The sequence below is a fragment of the Janthinobacterium sp. GW456P genome (genome assembly GCF_002127655.1).
Lineage (GTDB): Bacteria > Pseudomonadota > Gammaproteobacteria > Burkholderiales > Burkholderiaceae_D > Janthinobacterium.
In genome coordinates, this window is sequence record NZ_NEHB01000002.1 from 169,732 (window position 1) to 186,284 (window position 16,553).

Genomic DNA, 16,553 nt, shown 5'->3' on the forward strand with positions numbered 1-16,553 from the left:
ACACCTCGCTCGTGCGCTCCGAGCGCGAGGCCATGGGGTTGCCACCAATAAAGTGGCCGATCATCGGGGTCGTCATTGTCTTGTCCTTGGTTATTTCGTCATCAGCCAGTCATGGGGCGGATCGTTTTTAAAATGCCAGACCCGTTTGGGACCGGCCATCACGTTCAGGTAATAGCCGTCGTAGCCATACGGCACGGTGACGGGGTGATAGCCCCTGGGCACCATCACCACGTCGTGGTTTTCCACGGCCATGGCTTCATCGATGGAGCGGTCATCCGTATAAACGCGCTGGTAGGCAAAGCCCTGTTCGGGATGGAGGCGGTGGTAATAGGTTTCTTCCAGCGAACTTTCCAGCGGCACATTGTCGCTGTCGTGCTTGTGCGGCGGATAGCTGGACGAATGGCCGGACGGCGTGACAACCTCGACCACCAGCAAGCCGTCCGCCTCTTCCGTCTGCGGCAGGATGTCGCACACATAGCGGGTATTCGCGCCCTGGCCGCGCACGGAACGCGTCATGGAAGCCGGGTCGATGAGGCGCGCCGGGCGCTTGGTCGTGGCCGGCGCGCTGCACAGGGCCACTTCAGCCTTGCTCTCCGCAGTGATGCTGACCGCTGTTTCCAGCGGCACATACACGGCGTAGGGCGAGACGTCCTCGAAGACGCTTTGACGCTTGCCGATCGCGCGCCATTCCTGTTCGCCGGCCCGGACAGTCACCGTGCCCGTCAGCACGACGAGGCACAGTTCGCGGCGGCCCGTCTCCAGGCTGATGTGTTCGCCGTCCTGCAACCTGTGCGCGGCAAAGCCCACGTGCGTCCAGCCGGCCGATGCCGGCGTGACTTCGACGATGGTGGAACCGGACTTTGCCTTGACCAGCAGCGGGCTCATGCCGCCTCCCGACCCAGGCGAGGGATCGCGTCGACCAGTCGCGCCAGGTAATCGTGGCCCATCTTCGCGTATTGATAGCTGGGGGCCACGGCCGGGTCTTGCTCCGCTTCCACCACCAGCCAGCCTGCGTAGCCGTGCAGATACAGCCGCGTCAAAATCGCGGGGAAGTCGATGCTGCCATCGCCGGGCACGCTGAAGGCGCCATTGATGACGGCCTGCAAGAAACTCCAGTGGCCATTGCGGGCCAGTTTCACCACGTTGGGCCGCACGTCCTTGCAATGCACGTGGCAAATCCTGTCGATATGCTTATTTAAAACCGCCAAGGCGTCGCCGCCGGCAAAGGTGATGTGGCCCGTGTCGAACAGCAAGCCGACCTCGGTTCCCGTCAGGGCCATCAATTGATCCACGTCGGCCGGCGTTTCCACGTAGGCGCCCATGTGGTGGTGATAGGCCAGGCGCACGCCATGCGCCAGCAAGTGGGCGGCAAACGCCGTCAATTTGTCGGCGTAGTCCTGCCATTGCTGCTGCGACTGGAAACGCGGGCGTTTATACAAGGGGCGCGCTTCGCCCTGGATGGCGTCGGCCACTTCGCCGTAGACCATGACGGTGGCGCCGCTGTCGGCCAGCAAGCGTAAATGCGATGCCACGGAGGCGATCTCCTCTTCCACCGAGCGGTGCGCCAGGCGGCCCGAATACCAGCCGGAGACACATGCCAGACCATACTTGCCCAGCACGGCGTTCAGGGCCGGGGCATCTTTCGGAAACTTGTTGCCCAGTTCAAAGCCTACATAGCCGATCTCGGCGCCCTCTTTCAACGCCGTTTCCAGCGGGGTCTCGCCGCCCAGGCTGGGCAAATCGTCGTTCATCCACGAGATCGGGTTGATGCCGATGCGTACATTCCAGGTAGTCATTTCAATTCCTTTGTTTCAGGCGATCGTCGTGCATCCACGAGATCGGGTTGATGCCGATGCGTACATTCCAGGTAGTCATTTCAATTCCTTTGTTTCAGGCGATCATTTTCATAACGGGCACGCGCAGCTTGCACGCCGGGCTGAGTCGACACTTCGGGCACGGCCACTTCCCACCAGCAACCGCCCTCTTGCGTCGTGCGCGTGTCGTCCGTGTCGATGCAGATCAAATAGGTGCGCGCAGCGGCGCGGGCGCGCAGCATGGCCTGTTCCAGTTCGCCAATGTTGGCAACGTGTTCGGATAGCGCGCCCAGCGACCGCGCATGCAGGGCGAAGTCGATGCGCGGTGCGCTGTCGGGCAACATATTGTTGAACGAGGCATTGCCGCACGCCTGCTGCAGGCGGTTGATGCAGCCATAGCCGCGGTTGTCGAGCACGACGATGATCAGTTTTTTGTCGAGCATGACGGAGGTGGCGATTTCCGAATTCATCATCAGATAGCTGCCGTCGCCCACCATGACGATGACTTCCGACTCAGGCTGCGCCATCTTGACGCCCAGGCCGCCGGCGATTTCATAACCCATGCACGAGTAGCCGTATTCCATATGGTAGCCGCCCGGTGTCGATGTTCTCCACAGCTTGTGCAGCTCGGCCGGCAAGGTACCGGCCGCGCAGACGACAATGTCGCGGGTGGTGGAATCCTTGGAGGAACGCTGCACGGCGCCGATGACTTCGCCGTCGTATGGCAAGCCGGCCACTTCCCGTTTGCCGGTAATGGCCAGCACGGTGGCGCGCCACGCATGCGCCTCCTGCTNCCGCGCAGACGACAATGTCGCGGGTGGTGGAATCCTTGGAGGAACGCTGCACGGCGCCGATGACTTCGCCGTCGTATGGCAAGCCGGCCACTTCCCGTTTGCCGGTAATGGCCAGCACGGTGGCGCGCCACGCATGCGCCTCCTGCTGTGCCCGCTCCAGCCACTGGCCCGCGCTGTGCCAGCCACCCAGCAGCCGCGACAGTCCCTGCAAGCCCAGGGTCGCGTCCGCCTGCACGCCCAGGCCGCGGCGTTTCAGCGCATCGAAAGCGTTGACGTTCAGGCTGACCAGTTGCGCCTGCGCAAACAGGGAGTTGGACCCCGTCGTGAAATCCTGCAGGCGCGTGCCGACGGCCAGCACCACGTCCGCGTCCGCCGCCAGCGCGTTCGCGGCGGGCGATCCGGTGACGCCGATGGCGCCCAGCTGCAGCGGATGGTCCCACGGCAAGGAACTTTTGCCGGCCTGGGTTTCCGCCACGGGAATGCCGTGCCGTTCGGCAAACGCCTGCAGGGCGGCGCCGGCCTGGCCGTACAACACGCCGCCACCGGCGACGATCAAGGGCTGTTTCGCGTTCTTCAACAGCAACGCCGCCTCTTCCAGCTCCTGCTCGACGGGCGGCACGGCGCGGAAGCGCACGGTCCTCGGTTCGAAGAAATCGGCCGGATAATCGTAGGCCATCGTCTGCACGTCTTGCGGCAGGGACAAGGTCACGGGACCGCAGGCGGCCGGGTGCGTCAAGGCGGCAATCGCGCGCGGCAAGGCCGTGAGCAATTGCTCCGGATACACGATGCGGTCGAAATAGCGCGACAAAGGTTTAAAAGCATCGTTGACGGAGACGCTGCCGTCCGTGCCATCTTCCAGCTGCTGCAAGACGGGGTCCGGTGCGCGCGAGACAAACACGTCGCCGGGCAACAAGAGCACGGGCAAGCGGTTGACGTGGGCCAGCGCGGCCGCCGTCAGCAGGTTGGTGGCGCCGGGACCGATGGAAGTGGTGACGGCCAGCATGCGCAGGCGCATGTGGGCTTTCGCGTAGGCGATGGCCGAGTGCGCCATCGCCTGTTCATTGTGGGCGCGGTAGGTGGGAAATTGCTCGCGGTACTGGTATAGCGCCTCGCCCATGCCGGCGACGTTGCCGTGGCCAAAGATGGCGAAGGCGCCGCCGAACACAGGTTCGCCCTCTTCCGTGCGCAATACCGACAAGTAGCGCACCAGCGCCTGCGCCATGGTTAAACGAATCGTGGCGCTCATGCCGCACGCTCCAGGCGGTTGCGCGTACGCTGNCATCGCCTGTCCATTGTGGGCGCGGTAGGTGGGAAATTGCTCGCGGTACTGGTATAGCGCCTCGCCCATGCCGGCGACGTTGCCGTGGCCAAAGATGGCGAAGGCGCCGCCGAACACAGGTTCGCCCTCTTCCGTGCGCAATACCGACAAGTAGCGCACCAGCGCCTGCGCCATGGTTAAACGAATCGTGGCGCTCATGCCGCACGCTCCAGGCGGTTGCGCGTACGCTGCCACAGCGAAATAAGCTGCTCGAAATTGGCGCGCACGGCGGCGATCAGGCCAGTATCGTCGAGTTCGCCGGCCAGCCAGCGGCGGCTCGGTTCCTGGAAGATGGTGCGGCCCACCATGAAGCCGCGGCAGGTGCTGCTGGCACTGGCCTGCTCAAAACTGTCGGCCAGGGCGGCGATGGGTGCGTTCAAGCCAAGTAATACGACACCACGGCAATACGGATCGCGCTCGTGCACGAGGGCATCGATGGATTGCCATTGCTGCGCTGACATGCTTTCCAGCTTCCACCATTCCGGATAGATGCCGAGGTTGTACAAGCGTTTTACTGCGCGATACACGGTGTCGTCGTGCTGGGGCAGTGACTTGGCAGGGATAATTTCCAGCAGCAATTCATGACCCGTGAGCTGCGCCGCGTCGTACAAGCCCTTGATTTGCGCTTCCTGCTCCAGCCGGTTTTCCGGCGTATCGTCCGGGTGCAGCTGCACTAGGCACTTGATCACGTGTTCCTTCGGCCACTGCGTCAACCGCGATGCCAGCGAACGGCCCCAGTCGAATTGCAGCGGGTTCGAGCCCGGCATTTCGACGGGACGGCCTATCCACCAGCCGCGCCCGGTCGCATCGTTGAGCGCATCGACGCCATAGCGGTCATCGATCAGCACGCCCGTGCCGCCCTGCAAGCCGCGCGCCGCCTCCGTCTGGCCCACGGCTTGCACGAACAATTGCTTGAGCTGTGAAATCCGCGCTTCATCGCTCACGCCCTGCTGGGCCAGCTCAAAGAATTGCGTACGGTGATCGAAGGCAAACACGCACAGCTCATTCCACTGTTTGCGCGCTACCGTCGTGCGGTGCAAGCGCGCCAGGGTGGCGTCCTGGTCAGGACGGGTCAGTTTCGCCGCATTGGCCAGGAAATAGTCGAGTTCGACGGGCGACGGCATGGCCGGCGCGCAGCCGTGGCGCGACACGACGAGGGCGCCGCAGCCGTTCGCGTAGCGGCAGCAGGCCTCGTAATCTTCGCCGCGCAGCCAGCCTTTCAGGAATCCCGACAGGAAAGCGTCGCCCGCGCCCAGCACGTTCAGCACTTCCACGCGCACGCCACGGTAGTTATACGCGTCATCCAAACTGGCCGGCACCACATTGTCGATGACGGCGCTGCCCAGCGAGCCGCGCTTGACAACGAGGGTGGCCAGGGTGGCGGCCCGCACGGCGCGCAAGCTGGCCATGATGTCGGCGCCGCCGCCGGCGATCATGAATTCCTCTTCCGTGCCGACGATCAGGTCGAACTGCGGCAGGATGGCCTGCAAGTGGCGCGTCACGCCGTCGTTCGAGACGAAACGCGTTTCGCCATCCGCCTTGCCGGACAAGCCCCACAGCACGGGCCGGTAATCGATGTCGAGCACGGTGCGTACATTATTGGCGCGCGCCAGTTTCAATGCCTGCGTGCTGACGCCATGCATGGCGCTCGTCGAGAAATGCGTGCCGGTGATTAATAACGCTTTGCTGGAAGCGATAAAGGCGGCGTCGACGCTGGACGCTTCGATGGCCATGTCGGCGCAATTTTCCCTGTAGAAAATCAGCGGAAACGTGTTTTTATCCTTGATGCCCAGCATGACGAGGGCGGTGAGCCGCTCGCGGTCGATGCCGACGTGACTGACGTCGCAGCCTTCTTTGGCCAAGGTATCCGTCAAGAAACGGCCCATATGGTCGTCGCCCACTTTCGACAGCATGGCGGACTTCAGGCCCAGCCGGGCCGTGCCGAAGGCGATATTGGCCGACGAGCCGCCCAGGTATTTGGCGAAACTGCTCGCGTCTTCCAGGGAGCTGCCGATCTGCTGCGCGTACAGGTCCACCGCCAGGCGGCCCAGGCAGATCACGTCGAGCGCGCGGCCCTGGGCAAATTCAGTCGTATTCTTCATGGCATTGTTTCCTTATGACAGTTGCACGATGCGCTGCTCGCGCCACGACACGGTGGCCGCTTCGGCCAGTTCCAGGGCTTTCAAGCCATCGTGAACGGTGGTGCGCAGCGCTGCGCCATGGGCAAAGGCATCGAAAAAGTGCGCCATTTCGCTGGCGTAGGCGGCGCGGTAGCGTTCCAGGAAAAAGTCTTCCGGCTTGTCCACGCTGACGTTAGCGGCGCCATAGGCGGTTACTTCCGTCGGCTTGTGGTTGCCCGCCTGCAGCATACCGGCGCTGCCCAGCACCTCGAAACGCTGGTCGTAGCCGTAGGCGGCGCGGCGCGTGGTGTTGATCTGGCACAAGCGGCCCTGGGCCGTGCGGAGGGTGACGGCGGCCGTATCGAGGTCGCCAGCCGCGCCGATGGCCGGATCGACGAGGCAGCTGCCCGTGGCGTGCACGCTGACGGCTTCATCGTCGAGTATCCAGCGGAAGATGTCGAAATCGTGGATCAGCATATCCTTGAAGATGCCGCCCGAGACCTGGATGTAGCTGACGGGCGGCGGGCCCGGATCGCGGCTGGTGACGATGAGCATCTCCGGCGTGCCGATCTCGCCCGCCGCGATGCGCTGCTTGACGGCGGCAAACGTGGGGTCGTAGCGGCGCTGGAAGCCGATCATGCACAGCACGCCCGCGTCCTTGACGGCAGCGGCGGCGGCGCGCGCGCGCTCCAGAGTCAGGTCGACGGGCTTTTCGCAAAAGATGGCCTTGCCGGCGGCCGCCGCGCGCACGATCAGGTCCGCATGCGTATCCGTGCTCGACGCGATCAGCACGGCCTTGACTGCCGGGTCGGTCAGCACGGCCTCCACGCTGGCGACGCTGGCGCCATGCAGGGCCGCCACTTCCGCCGCCGCGCCCGCATGCACGTCGACCACGTATTTCAGGCGCACGCCGGGCTGGCGTACCAGATTGCCGGCGTGAATGCGGCCGATGCGCCCGGCGCCGAACAATGCCACTTGAATCATTTCCATCTCCTTGATAGTCGGGGTAAGGCAGCCCGAATTTGCACACGTGTGCAAATTCGGGCAAAAAAAGTTAGAACAGGTGGATGACGCCCAGCATTACACCGCTGAGCTTGGCACCCTTCTTGGTGGCGGCGAAGGCATTGCCGCCAAACGTGTAGTTGGCGTTCTTGTCGTTATTGGTTTGCGTGTAATAGGCATACACGGTGCTGCGCTTGGACAAGTAATACTCGTAGCCCAGGGTCGCCTGCTTGGCGCCGCTGTCGTCGCCGCGCACCAGCGTGGTGGCCTTGATGGTCACGCTGCTGCCGTTGGGCGCGCTGCCCGACACGTCGCCTGCCACGCCGAAACGGCCGATGAAGGAACCGCCGCCCGCCTTGTAGGCGCCCGTGATGGTGAAGTAGTCGCGCTGCAAGTCGCCGCCGGCCACGTCATACACCATGCGGTTCCAGGCCACGCCCACGTCGCCGCCGCCGAAGTTGTAATTGCCCACGGCGCGGAACATCTTTTCGCTGAAGCCGGGACGCAAGTCCTTGTGCTTTTCATAGCCGACGGCGCCCTTGATGGGACCGTTTGCGTATTGCACGATGCCCGAATAGATGCGGTCGCCGTTCGATGCCTCGTTTTCGCTGGCGCGGTAAATCGTCGCGCTGAAGCCTTGCACCACGGGCGTGCGGTAGCTGACGGCGTTCGAACTGCGGCGGTTGAAGCCTTCGCCGCCCAGCTGAGAAATGTTGGCGTCATCCTGGATGCCTTCGCCCACGAAACGGTTGGTGTAGCCGTTGATCTGGCGGATCGGCGTGGCGAAGCGGCCCAGCGCGATGCGGCCATAGGCGGGGTTTTCCAGCCCGACAAAGGTATCCTTGCTATTGATGGCGCCCGTGCCATCGTCGAGCTTGGCATTGCCTTCGATCTGGAAGAAGGCCGTGTTGCCATTGCCCAAGTCTTCACGTCCACGAAAGCCGATCTTCGAAGAATTGTCCGATACGCGCGATACCGATTCGCCATTCGGCGCCGTGGCCGAGCTCGACGTTTCGATACGGTCGAAGCCCGCGTGGATGCGGCCGTACACGACGACGCTCGATTCGGCCAGCACGCAGCCTGGTGCGACCAGCAACAATACGGCGGCGATCTTGTTCAACTGCATGGTGTTCATCCCGTTTTTCATGTTGTCTCCTGCTTGTTTTTATGATGGTGGATTACTCATGATGCTCAACAGCGTGTTGCCACTACATGCGTCCCTCGCCGGACGCCTGCCCTCCCTTTCCAGTCGATGTCTTCAGGCACAACGCGGCAAGGCCAGCGCCGCCAGTTGCGGATACAGGCGGGGCCCGCCCACCAGGATGGGGTTGCCCTTTTCCAGACCGTTATCGGCCAGGAAATCATTGCAGCGCCCGCCCGCCTCGTTGACGAGCACGATGCCCGCCAGGCAATCCCAGGAATTGATGTGCGGCTCGAAATAGCCGATCAGGCGCCCGGCCGCCACGTAGGCGATCATCAGCGCGCCGGAGCCGTTGCGGATGAACATGCCGCCCCCTTCCAGCACGTCGCGCAAAAAGGGCAGGAAAGTACCGGTGCCCACGCGGTGCGAAAAGCCCACGCCCAGCACGCCGCCCTGCAGGCTGGCCACGTCGTTGATGCGCAGCCGCGTTTCGCCGGCCTTCGCCGTCACATGCGCACCTTGCCCCAGGCAGGCGTGGAACAGCTCGTCCGCATTCGGGTCGTACACGGCGCCGATGGCGGGCTGGCCGTCGACCAGCACGCCGATCGACACGCACCAGGCCAGCATGCCGTTGACAAAACAGGCCGTGCCGTCGATGGGATCGATGACCCACACGCAGCGCGCGCCGGACGCGCCGCCGCCCCGCTCCTCGCCCACCACGGCGTCGTCCGGGAAGCGCTCGGCGATCTGCGCGCGCAGGAAATCCTCGACCATGCGGTCGGCGATGCTGACCATGTCCTGCAAGCCCTTTTCCTCGATCACCAGTTCCGTGCGGCGCTGGAACATGCCCAGCGCAATCCCGCCCGCCTGGCGAATGATGTGCCGGGCGTAGGCATAGCGTTCCAGGGTCGCCGCGTCGGACAGTACCGCTGCCTGTGTCATATCTGTCATGCTTGTCCTCCAATGATGGCTGCGCCATGTTCGTGTACGGTCATGGCGACCGATGTGCCTTGCGTGAAAACCTGGCTCAAGTCGTGCGAGACGGCAAACAGTTCGCCGACCGGCGTCTCGAGCGTGTATTGCATTTCGCGTCCCAGATAAGTGGCGCGCGCCACGCGCACCACCATGGCGCTGTCGGGCTGCGCGGGCGACAGCAGGATCGCTTCCGGACGCACGGCGAAACTCGCTTCGCCGCTGCGCTGGCTGCGGCATGGCAGCCGGAGCCGCAGCTTGCCCATGACGCAGACGGCCTTGCCGTCGGCCACCGACTCGATCACGCCATCGACGATGTTGGCGTTGCAGATGAAGTCGGCGACGAACTTGTCGGCCGGCGACTCGAACAGCTCGTGCGGCGAGCCCTTTTGCGCGATCACCTGGCGGTTCATGACGATGATCTGGTCGGAAATGGCCAGCGCCTCTTCCTGGTCATGCGTGACGTACACGGCCGTCAAGCCCAGCTTGACCTGGATGTCGCGGATCTCGTCGCGCACGCGGCGGCGCAGTTTCGTGTCGAGGTTCGACAGCGGCTCGTCCAGCAGCAAGACCTTGGGCTGCAGCACCAGCGAGCGGGCCACGGCGACCCGCTGCTGCTGGCCGCCCGACAACTCGTTCGGGAAGCGCGCGGCAAAGTCGGCCAGTCCCACCAGGCGCAGGCTTTCCTGTGCCCGTTCGATGGCGCGCGGCTTGGTTTCACCGGAGACGACGAGGCCGTAGCACACGTTGTCGAGCACCGTCATGTGCGGAAACAGTGCATAACTCTGAAACACCATGCTGACGTCGCGCTCGGCGGCGGAGGTCAGGGTGACGTCCTCGCCGGCCAGCAGGATGCGCCCGGCGCTGACGCGTTCCAGGCCCGCGATCAGGCGCAGGGTGGACGTCTTGCCGCAGCCGCTGGGGCCCAGCAGGGTGACCATGGTGCGCGGGGCGATCGTGAACGACACATCGTTCACGGCCAGGGCCTTGCCATAGCGCTTGGTAACACCATCGAATTCCAGCGCGGCAAGCTCTGTTGCTTGGGTAGTAAAGTGGTTCATGCGTAGCTCTTTTCCAGGTTGGGAACGGCGGCCGGCAGCGTTTTTTCGGCGCTGACGCGGCGAAGGCGGCGCTTGCCGACCAGCAAATGGATCAATTGGATGCACAGCAGGATGATGACGATCAGCACCGTGGCGTAGGCGATGGCCGTGCCGTAGTTGCCGTTCGACACCAGGCCGATGATGTAGGACGTGGCCATGTCGTAGTCGGCGCTGACGAGGAAGACGACGGCCGAGATCGACGTGATAGAACGCACGAAGCCATACACGAGGGCCGAGGCGATGGCCGGGCGCAGCAGCGGCAGGATGACCTTGCGCATGGTGGTCCAGCTGCTGGCGCCCAGGGTGATCGACGCCTCGTCCAGACTGCCGTCGAGCTGGCGCATTGCGGCGATGCCCGTGCGCAAGCCCATCGGCATGTTGCGGAAGACAAAGCACAGGATCAGAATCGTCGCCGTGCCCGTCAACTCGATCGGCGCCGAGTTGAACGCCAGGATGTAGCTGATGCCGATGACGGTGCCGGGAATGGCAAAGCTGAGCATGGTGCCGAACTCGAACGCGCTCTTCAGGGCGAATTGCTGACGCACCAGCAGCCAGGCCGACAGGATGCCGACAAAGGCCGTCAAGGGCGCGGCGATGGCCGAAATCGTCAGGGTGGTGAACAGCGACGGCCAGGCCTGGCCCGTCCAGTGCCAGCCGGACGCGCCCGCCGTGATGCCGAAGGCGTCGATGTAATGGCGCAAGGTGAAGCCATTGTCCTGGCCCCAGTTGTTCACGAAGCCGCCCGCCACCACCGTGCCGTAGATCAGGGCCGTGAAGGCGAACCATGGCAGGGCGATGGTCCACAAGGTGGTTTTCAGGCGCGGGTTGAGCGAGGCGTGGCCGCCGTGGTCGGCCTTGCCCGTCACCGTCACATACGATTTCTTGCCCAACCACAGGTTCTGGATGAAGAAGGCACCCACGGCAAAGGTCAGCAGCACGATGGCCAAGGTGGCCGCGCGGCCCTGGTCGTTCGAGGCGCCCACCACGGAAAAGAAGATTTCCGTCGACAGCACGTGGAAGTTGCCGCCCAAAACCATCGGGTTGCCGAAGTCGGCCATGCTTTCGATAAAGCACAGCAAAAAAGCATTGGCGATGCCGGGACGCATCAGCGGCAAGGAGACCTGGACGAAGGTTTGCCAGCTGCTCGCGCCCAGGGTGCCCGACGCTTCTTCCAGCGAGGGGCTGACGCCTTCCACCACACCAATTAACGTCATGAAGGCGATCGGCGCAAAGGCCAGCATCTGCGACAGCCACACGCCCGTCATGCCGTACAGCCAGCGGCTTTGCCCGATGCCAAACAACTCGCCGACCAGGCCCGTGATGGCGCCGTTGCGGCCGAACAGCAGGATCAGCGCCAGGCCCAGCACGAACGGCGGCGTGACGATCGGCAAGATGGTGATGGCGCGCATGGGGCGTACCCAGCGGCCGTTGGTGCGCGTCACCAGCAGGGCGAACACGAGGCCGAGGAAGGTGGCCGAGACGCCCGTCAGCAGGGCCAGCGCCAGGGTGTTCCAGGCCACGCCGCAGCGGCCGGGACCGGCCACGCAATTGAGGCTCCAGATGCCGGGGTCCGCCAGGCGGCGCGCCAGGGCGGCGGCGCCCGTGCCGCCATCGTCCAGGGGCTGGCCGGCGCTGACGAGGATCAGCGCGACGGGGAACAGCACGAACAGGGAGATGAGGCAGATGATGAGGCCGATGGCGCCGGCGACGAAGGCGTCGCCGCGGCACACGCCGCAGGCGGCGGCGCCCGACGTGAGCAGGAACAGCAGGCACAGCGCCAGCAGCAGCGCGCCGAAACCGAGGCCGGTGCCGGCGGCCAGCGGCCCCCAGCCCAGCCATGCCAGCCACAGCAGGCCAGCGCCGCCGAGGGCGATCTGGCCCAGGCCCAGGGTCTTGCGGTGGGGATTGCCGGCCACCAGCGCGGCGCTGGCGGCGATCAGGGCAAAGAACACGCCCAGCGGCCAGGCGCCGAACGACAGCAGGTGCAGCACGGCCGGCGCGCCACGCTCACTGAAGAACTGGCCGTCGCGCAACCATTCGCCGGCGAACAGGCCCGCTTCCTGCTGCTGCCAGGGCAACAGGCACAACGCTGCCAAAGCGGCCAGCAGCCAGCCGTAAAATATCTTTTTCATGAGTTTCATCCAACTATGAACGTCTGAAATTCTGTTGCGCGGTGCGCCCTGTATTCCAGACGTTTTGAGCAATTGATATAGGTTTAACGCCTGCCAAAACTGTAGCGAGCGGCAGTGAGTTGCGGCCGAGACGCGCAGCTGTGCGCTAGCACAGTGAGCATCGCAGGCTGCAAGTCGCGACGCGCAGTAAGTTTTGGCGCGCGTTAATTGCCGGCAGAGTAAATCTGCGTGGTCCAGCGTTGCAATAAGCGCTTGCGCGTGTCCGACGCGCCATACTTGGCGAAGTCGTAGTTGATGGTCTTGATGTTTTCCAGGCGCGGCGAGGCGGCGGGAATGGTGGCGGCGATGTTCGACGGGATCTGGAAGGCCAGCGCTTTGACGGCTTCGCTCTGCACGTCGGGACGCAGGGCGAATTCATAGAATTTCTTTGCCTGTTCCATGTTTTTCGCGCCCTTGACGATGCTCATCGAGCCGATCTCGTAGCCGGTGCCTTCGCAGGGCGGCAAGACTTTCACGGGAAAGCCGGCCACGGTGAGTTTCATCAGATCATGCATGAAGCCGATGGCCACGCCCGCTTCGCCGCGGCCCACGTCCTCGCCCGGCGCCACGCCCGCGTTCGGGTATTTGCTGACGTTCTGGCCCATTTTCGCCAGAAAGTCGAACGCTTCCTCTTCGCCGAACAGCTGCACCACGGTGGCCAGCGCGTTGTAGGCGGCGCCCGAGGAGTTCGGGTTGGCCATCTCGATCTCGCCCTTGTAGGCGGGCTTGACCAGGTCTTTCCAGCACTGGGGCGGCGGCAGGTTTTTCTTCTTCAGCACGTTTTCGTTGTAGGCCAGGCCCAGGATGCCGATGTAGATGCCGACGGTGCGGTACTTGGCCGTCTCGGCCTGCTTGAGCGCCCACGGCTGCAGCTTGGGCAGGGTGGGCGACTTGTATTCTTCCGTGTAACCTTCGGCGGCGGCCTGCAGGTGCGGGTCGCCCGTGCCGCCCCACCAGATGTCCGATTTCGGGTTCGACGCTTCGGCGCGGATCTTCGCGTAGGCTTCCCCGGCGCTCTTCCTGATCATCGATACCTTGATCTTGCTTTCCGCCTCGAAGCGGTTCTTCATCAGCTGGCACCATTCCATGTCGGCCGAGCACAGCACGGACAGGCGTTCCTCGGCGGCCATGGCCGTCATCGGCAGGGCCAGGCTTATAGCAATCGCAACATTGCGCATCTTCATCGTCTCACTCCAAGTTCGTTATCGTTGTGGTACTTCAGACCGCACCGCTATCTTGCGGTGTCACTGTCCCGGGATGTGCTTTTTAAGGCCTTGCACTGCATTGCACACGTGTGCACACCTTACCACCAGCCGATTTTGACTGTCAACAAGAATCTCGGCAGGCGTGCGGCGTGGCGTTTTACCGACAAAAAAAGCGGCTCTGTCCCCGACAAATAGGGGAACTCAAGGAATCTTCCCCAGCCCCGGCTGTCTGACTGTACATATCAGACAAACGGGAGCCTTCCATGCAGTCAGCCGAATGGAAAACCTTCATCGCCCAGTTCGCCGCACTGAGCCGTCGCCAGCGTCTGGCGGGCACTGCTCTGCTGCGCGGGGCAGGATCGCAGAACGCGGCCGTGGCACTGGTCGAAAGCGTGGCCCGGCAGCGGTTACACTGCCCCGCCTGCAACAGCAGCCATGCGCACCGGCATGGCCATGCGCACGGACTGCAGCGCTGGCGTTGCGTGCCGTGCGGGCGCACCTTCAATGCGCTCACCGGCACGCCGCTGGCGCGCTTGCGCCATAAGACCTTGTGGCTCGACTACGCCAACTGCCTGCTCGAGTCGGCTTCCGTGCGCAAGGCAGCAAGCCAGCTGGGCGTGCACCGCAACACTGCCTTTCGCTGGCGCCACCGGTTTTTAAGCCTGACCAAGACGGACCGGCCCCATTGCCTGCATGGCATCGCCGAAGCGGACGAACTGTATGTGCTGGCGTCAGAAAAGGGCGCGCGGCATCTGACGCGTCCGGCGCGCCGCCGTGGCGGCCATGCCTGCCAACGCGGCATTTCCAGTGAACAAGTCTGCATCCTGGTGGCGCGCGACCGCACGGGACAGACCCTCGATTTCGTCGCGGGAAAAGGGGCGCTGACCAAGGCGCAGCTGCATGCTTGCCTGCCACCCGTGATCGACAAGGACATCTTGCTGATGACCGACGGCCACGCTGCCTATCGCGCCTTCGCGCGTGAAGCGGGCATCAGTCACCAGGCCGTCAACTTGCGTGCCGGCATCCGCGTGCAGGGCGCCGCCCACGTGCAGAACGTCAACGCGTATCACAGCCGCTTGCGCGGCTGGCTGCGCATCTTCCATGGCGTGGCCAGCCGTTATTTGCCGAATTACCTGGCGTGGCGCTGGATACTGGACGCCGGGCGCATCCGCTCCCCAGAAACATTATTGAAGGCAACACTGGGAGAGTTCCCTCATTTGACGGTGACATAGCCAAAAAAGCCGCCAGCTGTGCGTACAGCTGGCGGCTTTCGGGTGCTGCGGGATCCGAGGCGTGTTACTGCCAGGCTTCCTTGCCCGTGCGCGGCTTGCCCACCATCAGCAGCGCGCCCAGGGTCAGCACGGCCGCCAGCGACAGGTAATAGCCCACGTATTGCAGACCATAGTTGGTGGCCAGCCAGGTGGCGATGTACGGCGCCAGCGAGGCGCCCAGGATGCCGGCCAGGTTGAACGTGAGCGAGGCGCCCGTGTAGCGCACTTCAGGCGGGAACAGCTCGGACAACATCGTGCCCAGCGGTCCGTAGGTCATGCCCATCAAGCCCAGGCCGACAGCCATGAAGACGGTCACTTCCCACGTCACGCCCGAGCCGAACATGGGCGCGAGCACCAGGCCGAAGATGGCGATGGCGACGGAGACCCAGATCAGGGTGGCGCGGCGGCCGCGGCGGTCGGCCAGCACGGCCGACAACGGTATCGTCAAGGCGAAGAACAGCACGGCAAACAGTTGCACGACGAGGAATTCCTTGCGCGTGAAGCCCAGCTTGGTCGTGCCCCAGCTCAGCGCGAACACCGTCATCAGGTAGAACAGCACGAAGGTGGCCAGGGCGATGATGGTGCCCAGGAACAACATGCGGCCATGCTGGCGGAACACGGTGGCCACGGGCAGCTTGACGACTTCGTTCTTGTCGATGACTTTCTGGAAGTCCGGCGTTTCCGTGATTTTCAGGCGCACGTACAGGCCGACGATGACCAGCAGCGCGCTGGCCAGGAACGGGATGCGCCAGCCGTAGCTGAAGAACTGCTCATCGGTCATGGTTTCGCTCAGCAGCAGGAAGATGCCGCCCGACAGGAAGAAACCGATCGGCGCGCCCAGCTGCGGGAACATGCCGTACCAGGCGCGTTTGCCCGGTGGCGCGTTCTCGGTTGCCAGCAGCACCGCGCCGCCCCACTCGCCGCCCAGGCCCAGGCCCTGGCCGAAACGGCACAGCGCCAGCAGCAGCGGCGCCAGGGTGCCGATGGCGGCATACGTCGGCAGCAAGCCGATGATGACGGTGGAGATACCCATGGTCAGCAAGGCCGCCACGAGAGTGGCCTTGCGGCCGATGCGGTCGCCGAAGTGGCCGAACACGGCCGAACCGATGGGGCGGGCGAAGAAGGCGATGGCGAACGTGGCCAGCGATTGCAGCACGGCGGCCGACGGGTCGCCGGCGGGGAAGAACAATTTCGGGAACACCAGCACGGCGGCGGTGGCGTAGATGTAGAAGTCAAAGAACTCGATGGTGGTGCCGATCAGGCTGGCGAACAGCACCGTGCCGGGGGAATTTTTCTTGGGGGAGGTGCTCGGGGGCTTGCTCATTTACTGCGCTCCTTGGGGAGGGTGTCTAAAGGCCATTCTCTGGATGTTTTTTCAGGCAGCAGCACAGCACGTTGTCTCCGTGTCGTTCACATATCATAGCCTTGCGCGCATGCATTTGCTGCGCATTTGCTATTAAATTTGCAAACAAAAAACAACGGTCTTTGTTGCCGTAGTGAACTACCGGCAACGCGCGCCATCGCGCTGTGATCAGTGCTGAATTAGAAAAACAACGGTCGTGCGCCATCCGGTTTATCCGGGGCACGGCAGGAAAGGCGTCAGGGGATGGGCGACGTGTATCAGGCCCGGCGTATCGCCAGGCAT

11 protein-coding genes and 2 pseudogenes are annotated in these 16,553 nt (G+C 63.8%); 1 reads left to right on the top strand and 12 read right to left on the bottom strand.

Going from position 1 to position 16,553, the window contains the following annotated elements:
- Positions 1–90 precede the first annotated feature (90 nt).
- The 11 genes and pseudogenes from iolB to CBW66_RS03200 form a co-directional block, all read right to left on the bottom strand.
- Complete coding sequence (gene iolB / locus CBW66_RS03150; protein ID WP_086137002.1) at positions 91–885, bottom strand: 5-deoxy-glucuronate isomerase; 795 nt, start codon at positions 883–885, stop codon at positions 91–93.
- Positions 882–1,796 carry a myo-inosose-2 dehydratase gene (gene iolE / locus CBW66_RS03155; protein ID WP_086137003.1) on the bottom strand — a complete coding sequence of 305 codons (915 nt, stop codon included), beginning with the start codon at positions 1,794–1,796 and terminating at the stop codon, positions 882–884. The genes iolB and iolE overlap by 4 nt, the downstream gene beginning before the upstream one ends.
- 80 nt (positions 1,797–1,876) lie before the next feature.
- Positions 1,877–2,542 (bottom strand): annotated as a pseudogene (locus CBW66_RS03160) (thiamine pyrophosphate-dependent enzyme); the annotation flags it as partial.
- Between the two features lie 67 nt (positions 2,543–2,609).
- Positions 2,610–4,085: pseudogene (locus CBW66_RS03165) on the bottom strand (thiamine pyrophosphate-binding protein); the annotation flags it as partial.
- Positions 4,082–6,028 (bottom strand): 5-dehydro-2-deoxygluconokinase, encoded by a 1,947-nt coding sequence (iolC, locus tag CBW66_RS03170; protein ID WP_086137004.1) that lies wholly within the window; start codon positions 6,026–6,028, stop codon positions 4,082–4,084. The gene iolC and the pseudogene CBW66_RS03165, both read right to left, overlap by 4 nt.
- A 12-nt stretch (positions 6,029–6,040) precedes the next feature.
- A complete protein-coding gene (gene iolG, locus CBW66_RS03175) occupies positions 6,041–7,030 on the bottom strand; it encodes an inositol 2-dehydrogenase (protein ID WP_086137005.1) in 990 nt (329 codons plus the stop codon).
- 70 nt (positions 7,031–7,100) lie between these two features.
- The gene (locus CBW66_RS03180; RefSeq protein WP_086137006.1) at positions 7,101–8,195 is read right to left on the bottom strand and encodes a porin; all 1,095 of its coding nucleotides are present in this window, start codon (positions 8,193–8,195) and stop codon (positions 7,101–7,103) included.
- A 111-nt stretch (positions 8,196–8,306) separates the two neighbouring features.
- Positions 8,307–9,140, bottom strand: coding sequence for an inositol monophosphatase (locus CBW66_RS03185; RefSeq protein ID WP_086137007.1), 834 nt, complete (start codon positions 9,138–9,140; stop codon positions 8,307–8,309).
- Positions 9,137–10,222 carry an ABC transporter ATP-binding protein gene (locus CBW66_RS03190; RefSeq protein WP_086137008.1) on the bottom strand — a complete coding sequence of 362 codons (1,086 nt, stop codon included), beginning with the start codon at positions 10,220–10,222 and terminating at the stop codon, positions 9,137–9,139. Before CBW66_RS03190 ends, CBW66_RS03185 begins: the two co-directional genes overlap by 4 nt.
- On the bottom strand, positions 10,219–12,393 hold the full coding sequence (locus CBW66_RS03195) for an iron ABC transporter permease (RefSeq protein ID WP_230492106.1): 2,175 nt from the start codon (positions 12,391–12,393) through the stop codon (positions 10,219–10,221). Before CBW66_RS03195 ends, CBW66_RS03190 begins: the two co-directional genes overlap by 4 nt.
- A 203-nt stretch (positions 12,394–12,596) precedes the next feature.
- Positions 12,597–13,616 (bottom strand): ABC transporter substrate-binding protein, encoded by a 1,020-nt coding sequence (locus CBW66_RS03200; RefSeq protein ID WP_086137010.1) that lies wholly within the window; start codon positions 13,614–13,616, stop codon positions 12,597–12,599.
- A gap of 284 nt (positions 13,617–13,900) precedes the next feature.
- Here CBW66_RS03200 and CBW66_RS03205 point away from each other — a divergent pair, with 284 nt between their 5' ends.
- Positions 13,901–14,869 (top strand): IS1595 family transposase, encoded by a 969-nt coding sequence (locus CBW66_RS03205; protein ID WP_086137011.1) that lies wholly within the window; start codon positions 13,901–13,903, stop codon positions 14,867–14,869.
- 64 nt (positions 14,870–14,933) lie between these two features.
- Here CBW66_RS03205 and CBW66_RS03210 read toward each other — a convergent pair whose 3' ends face one another.
- Complete coding sequence (locus CBW66_RS03210) at positions 14,934–16,232, bottom strand: MFS transporter (protein WP_086137012.1); 1,299 nt, start codon at positions 16,230–16,232, stop codon at positions 14,934–14,936.
- Positions 16,233–16,553: the final 321 nt, after the last annotated feature.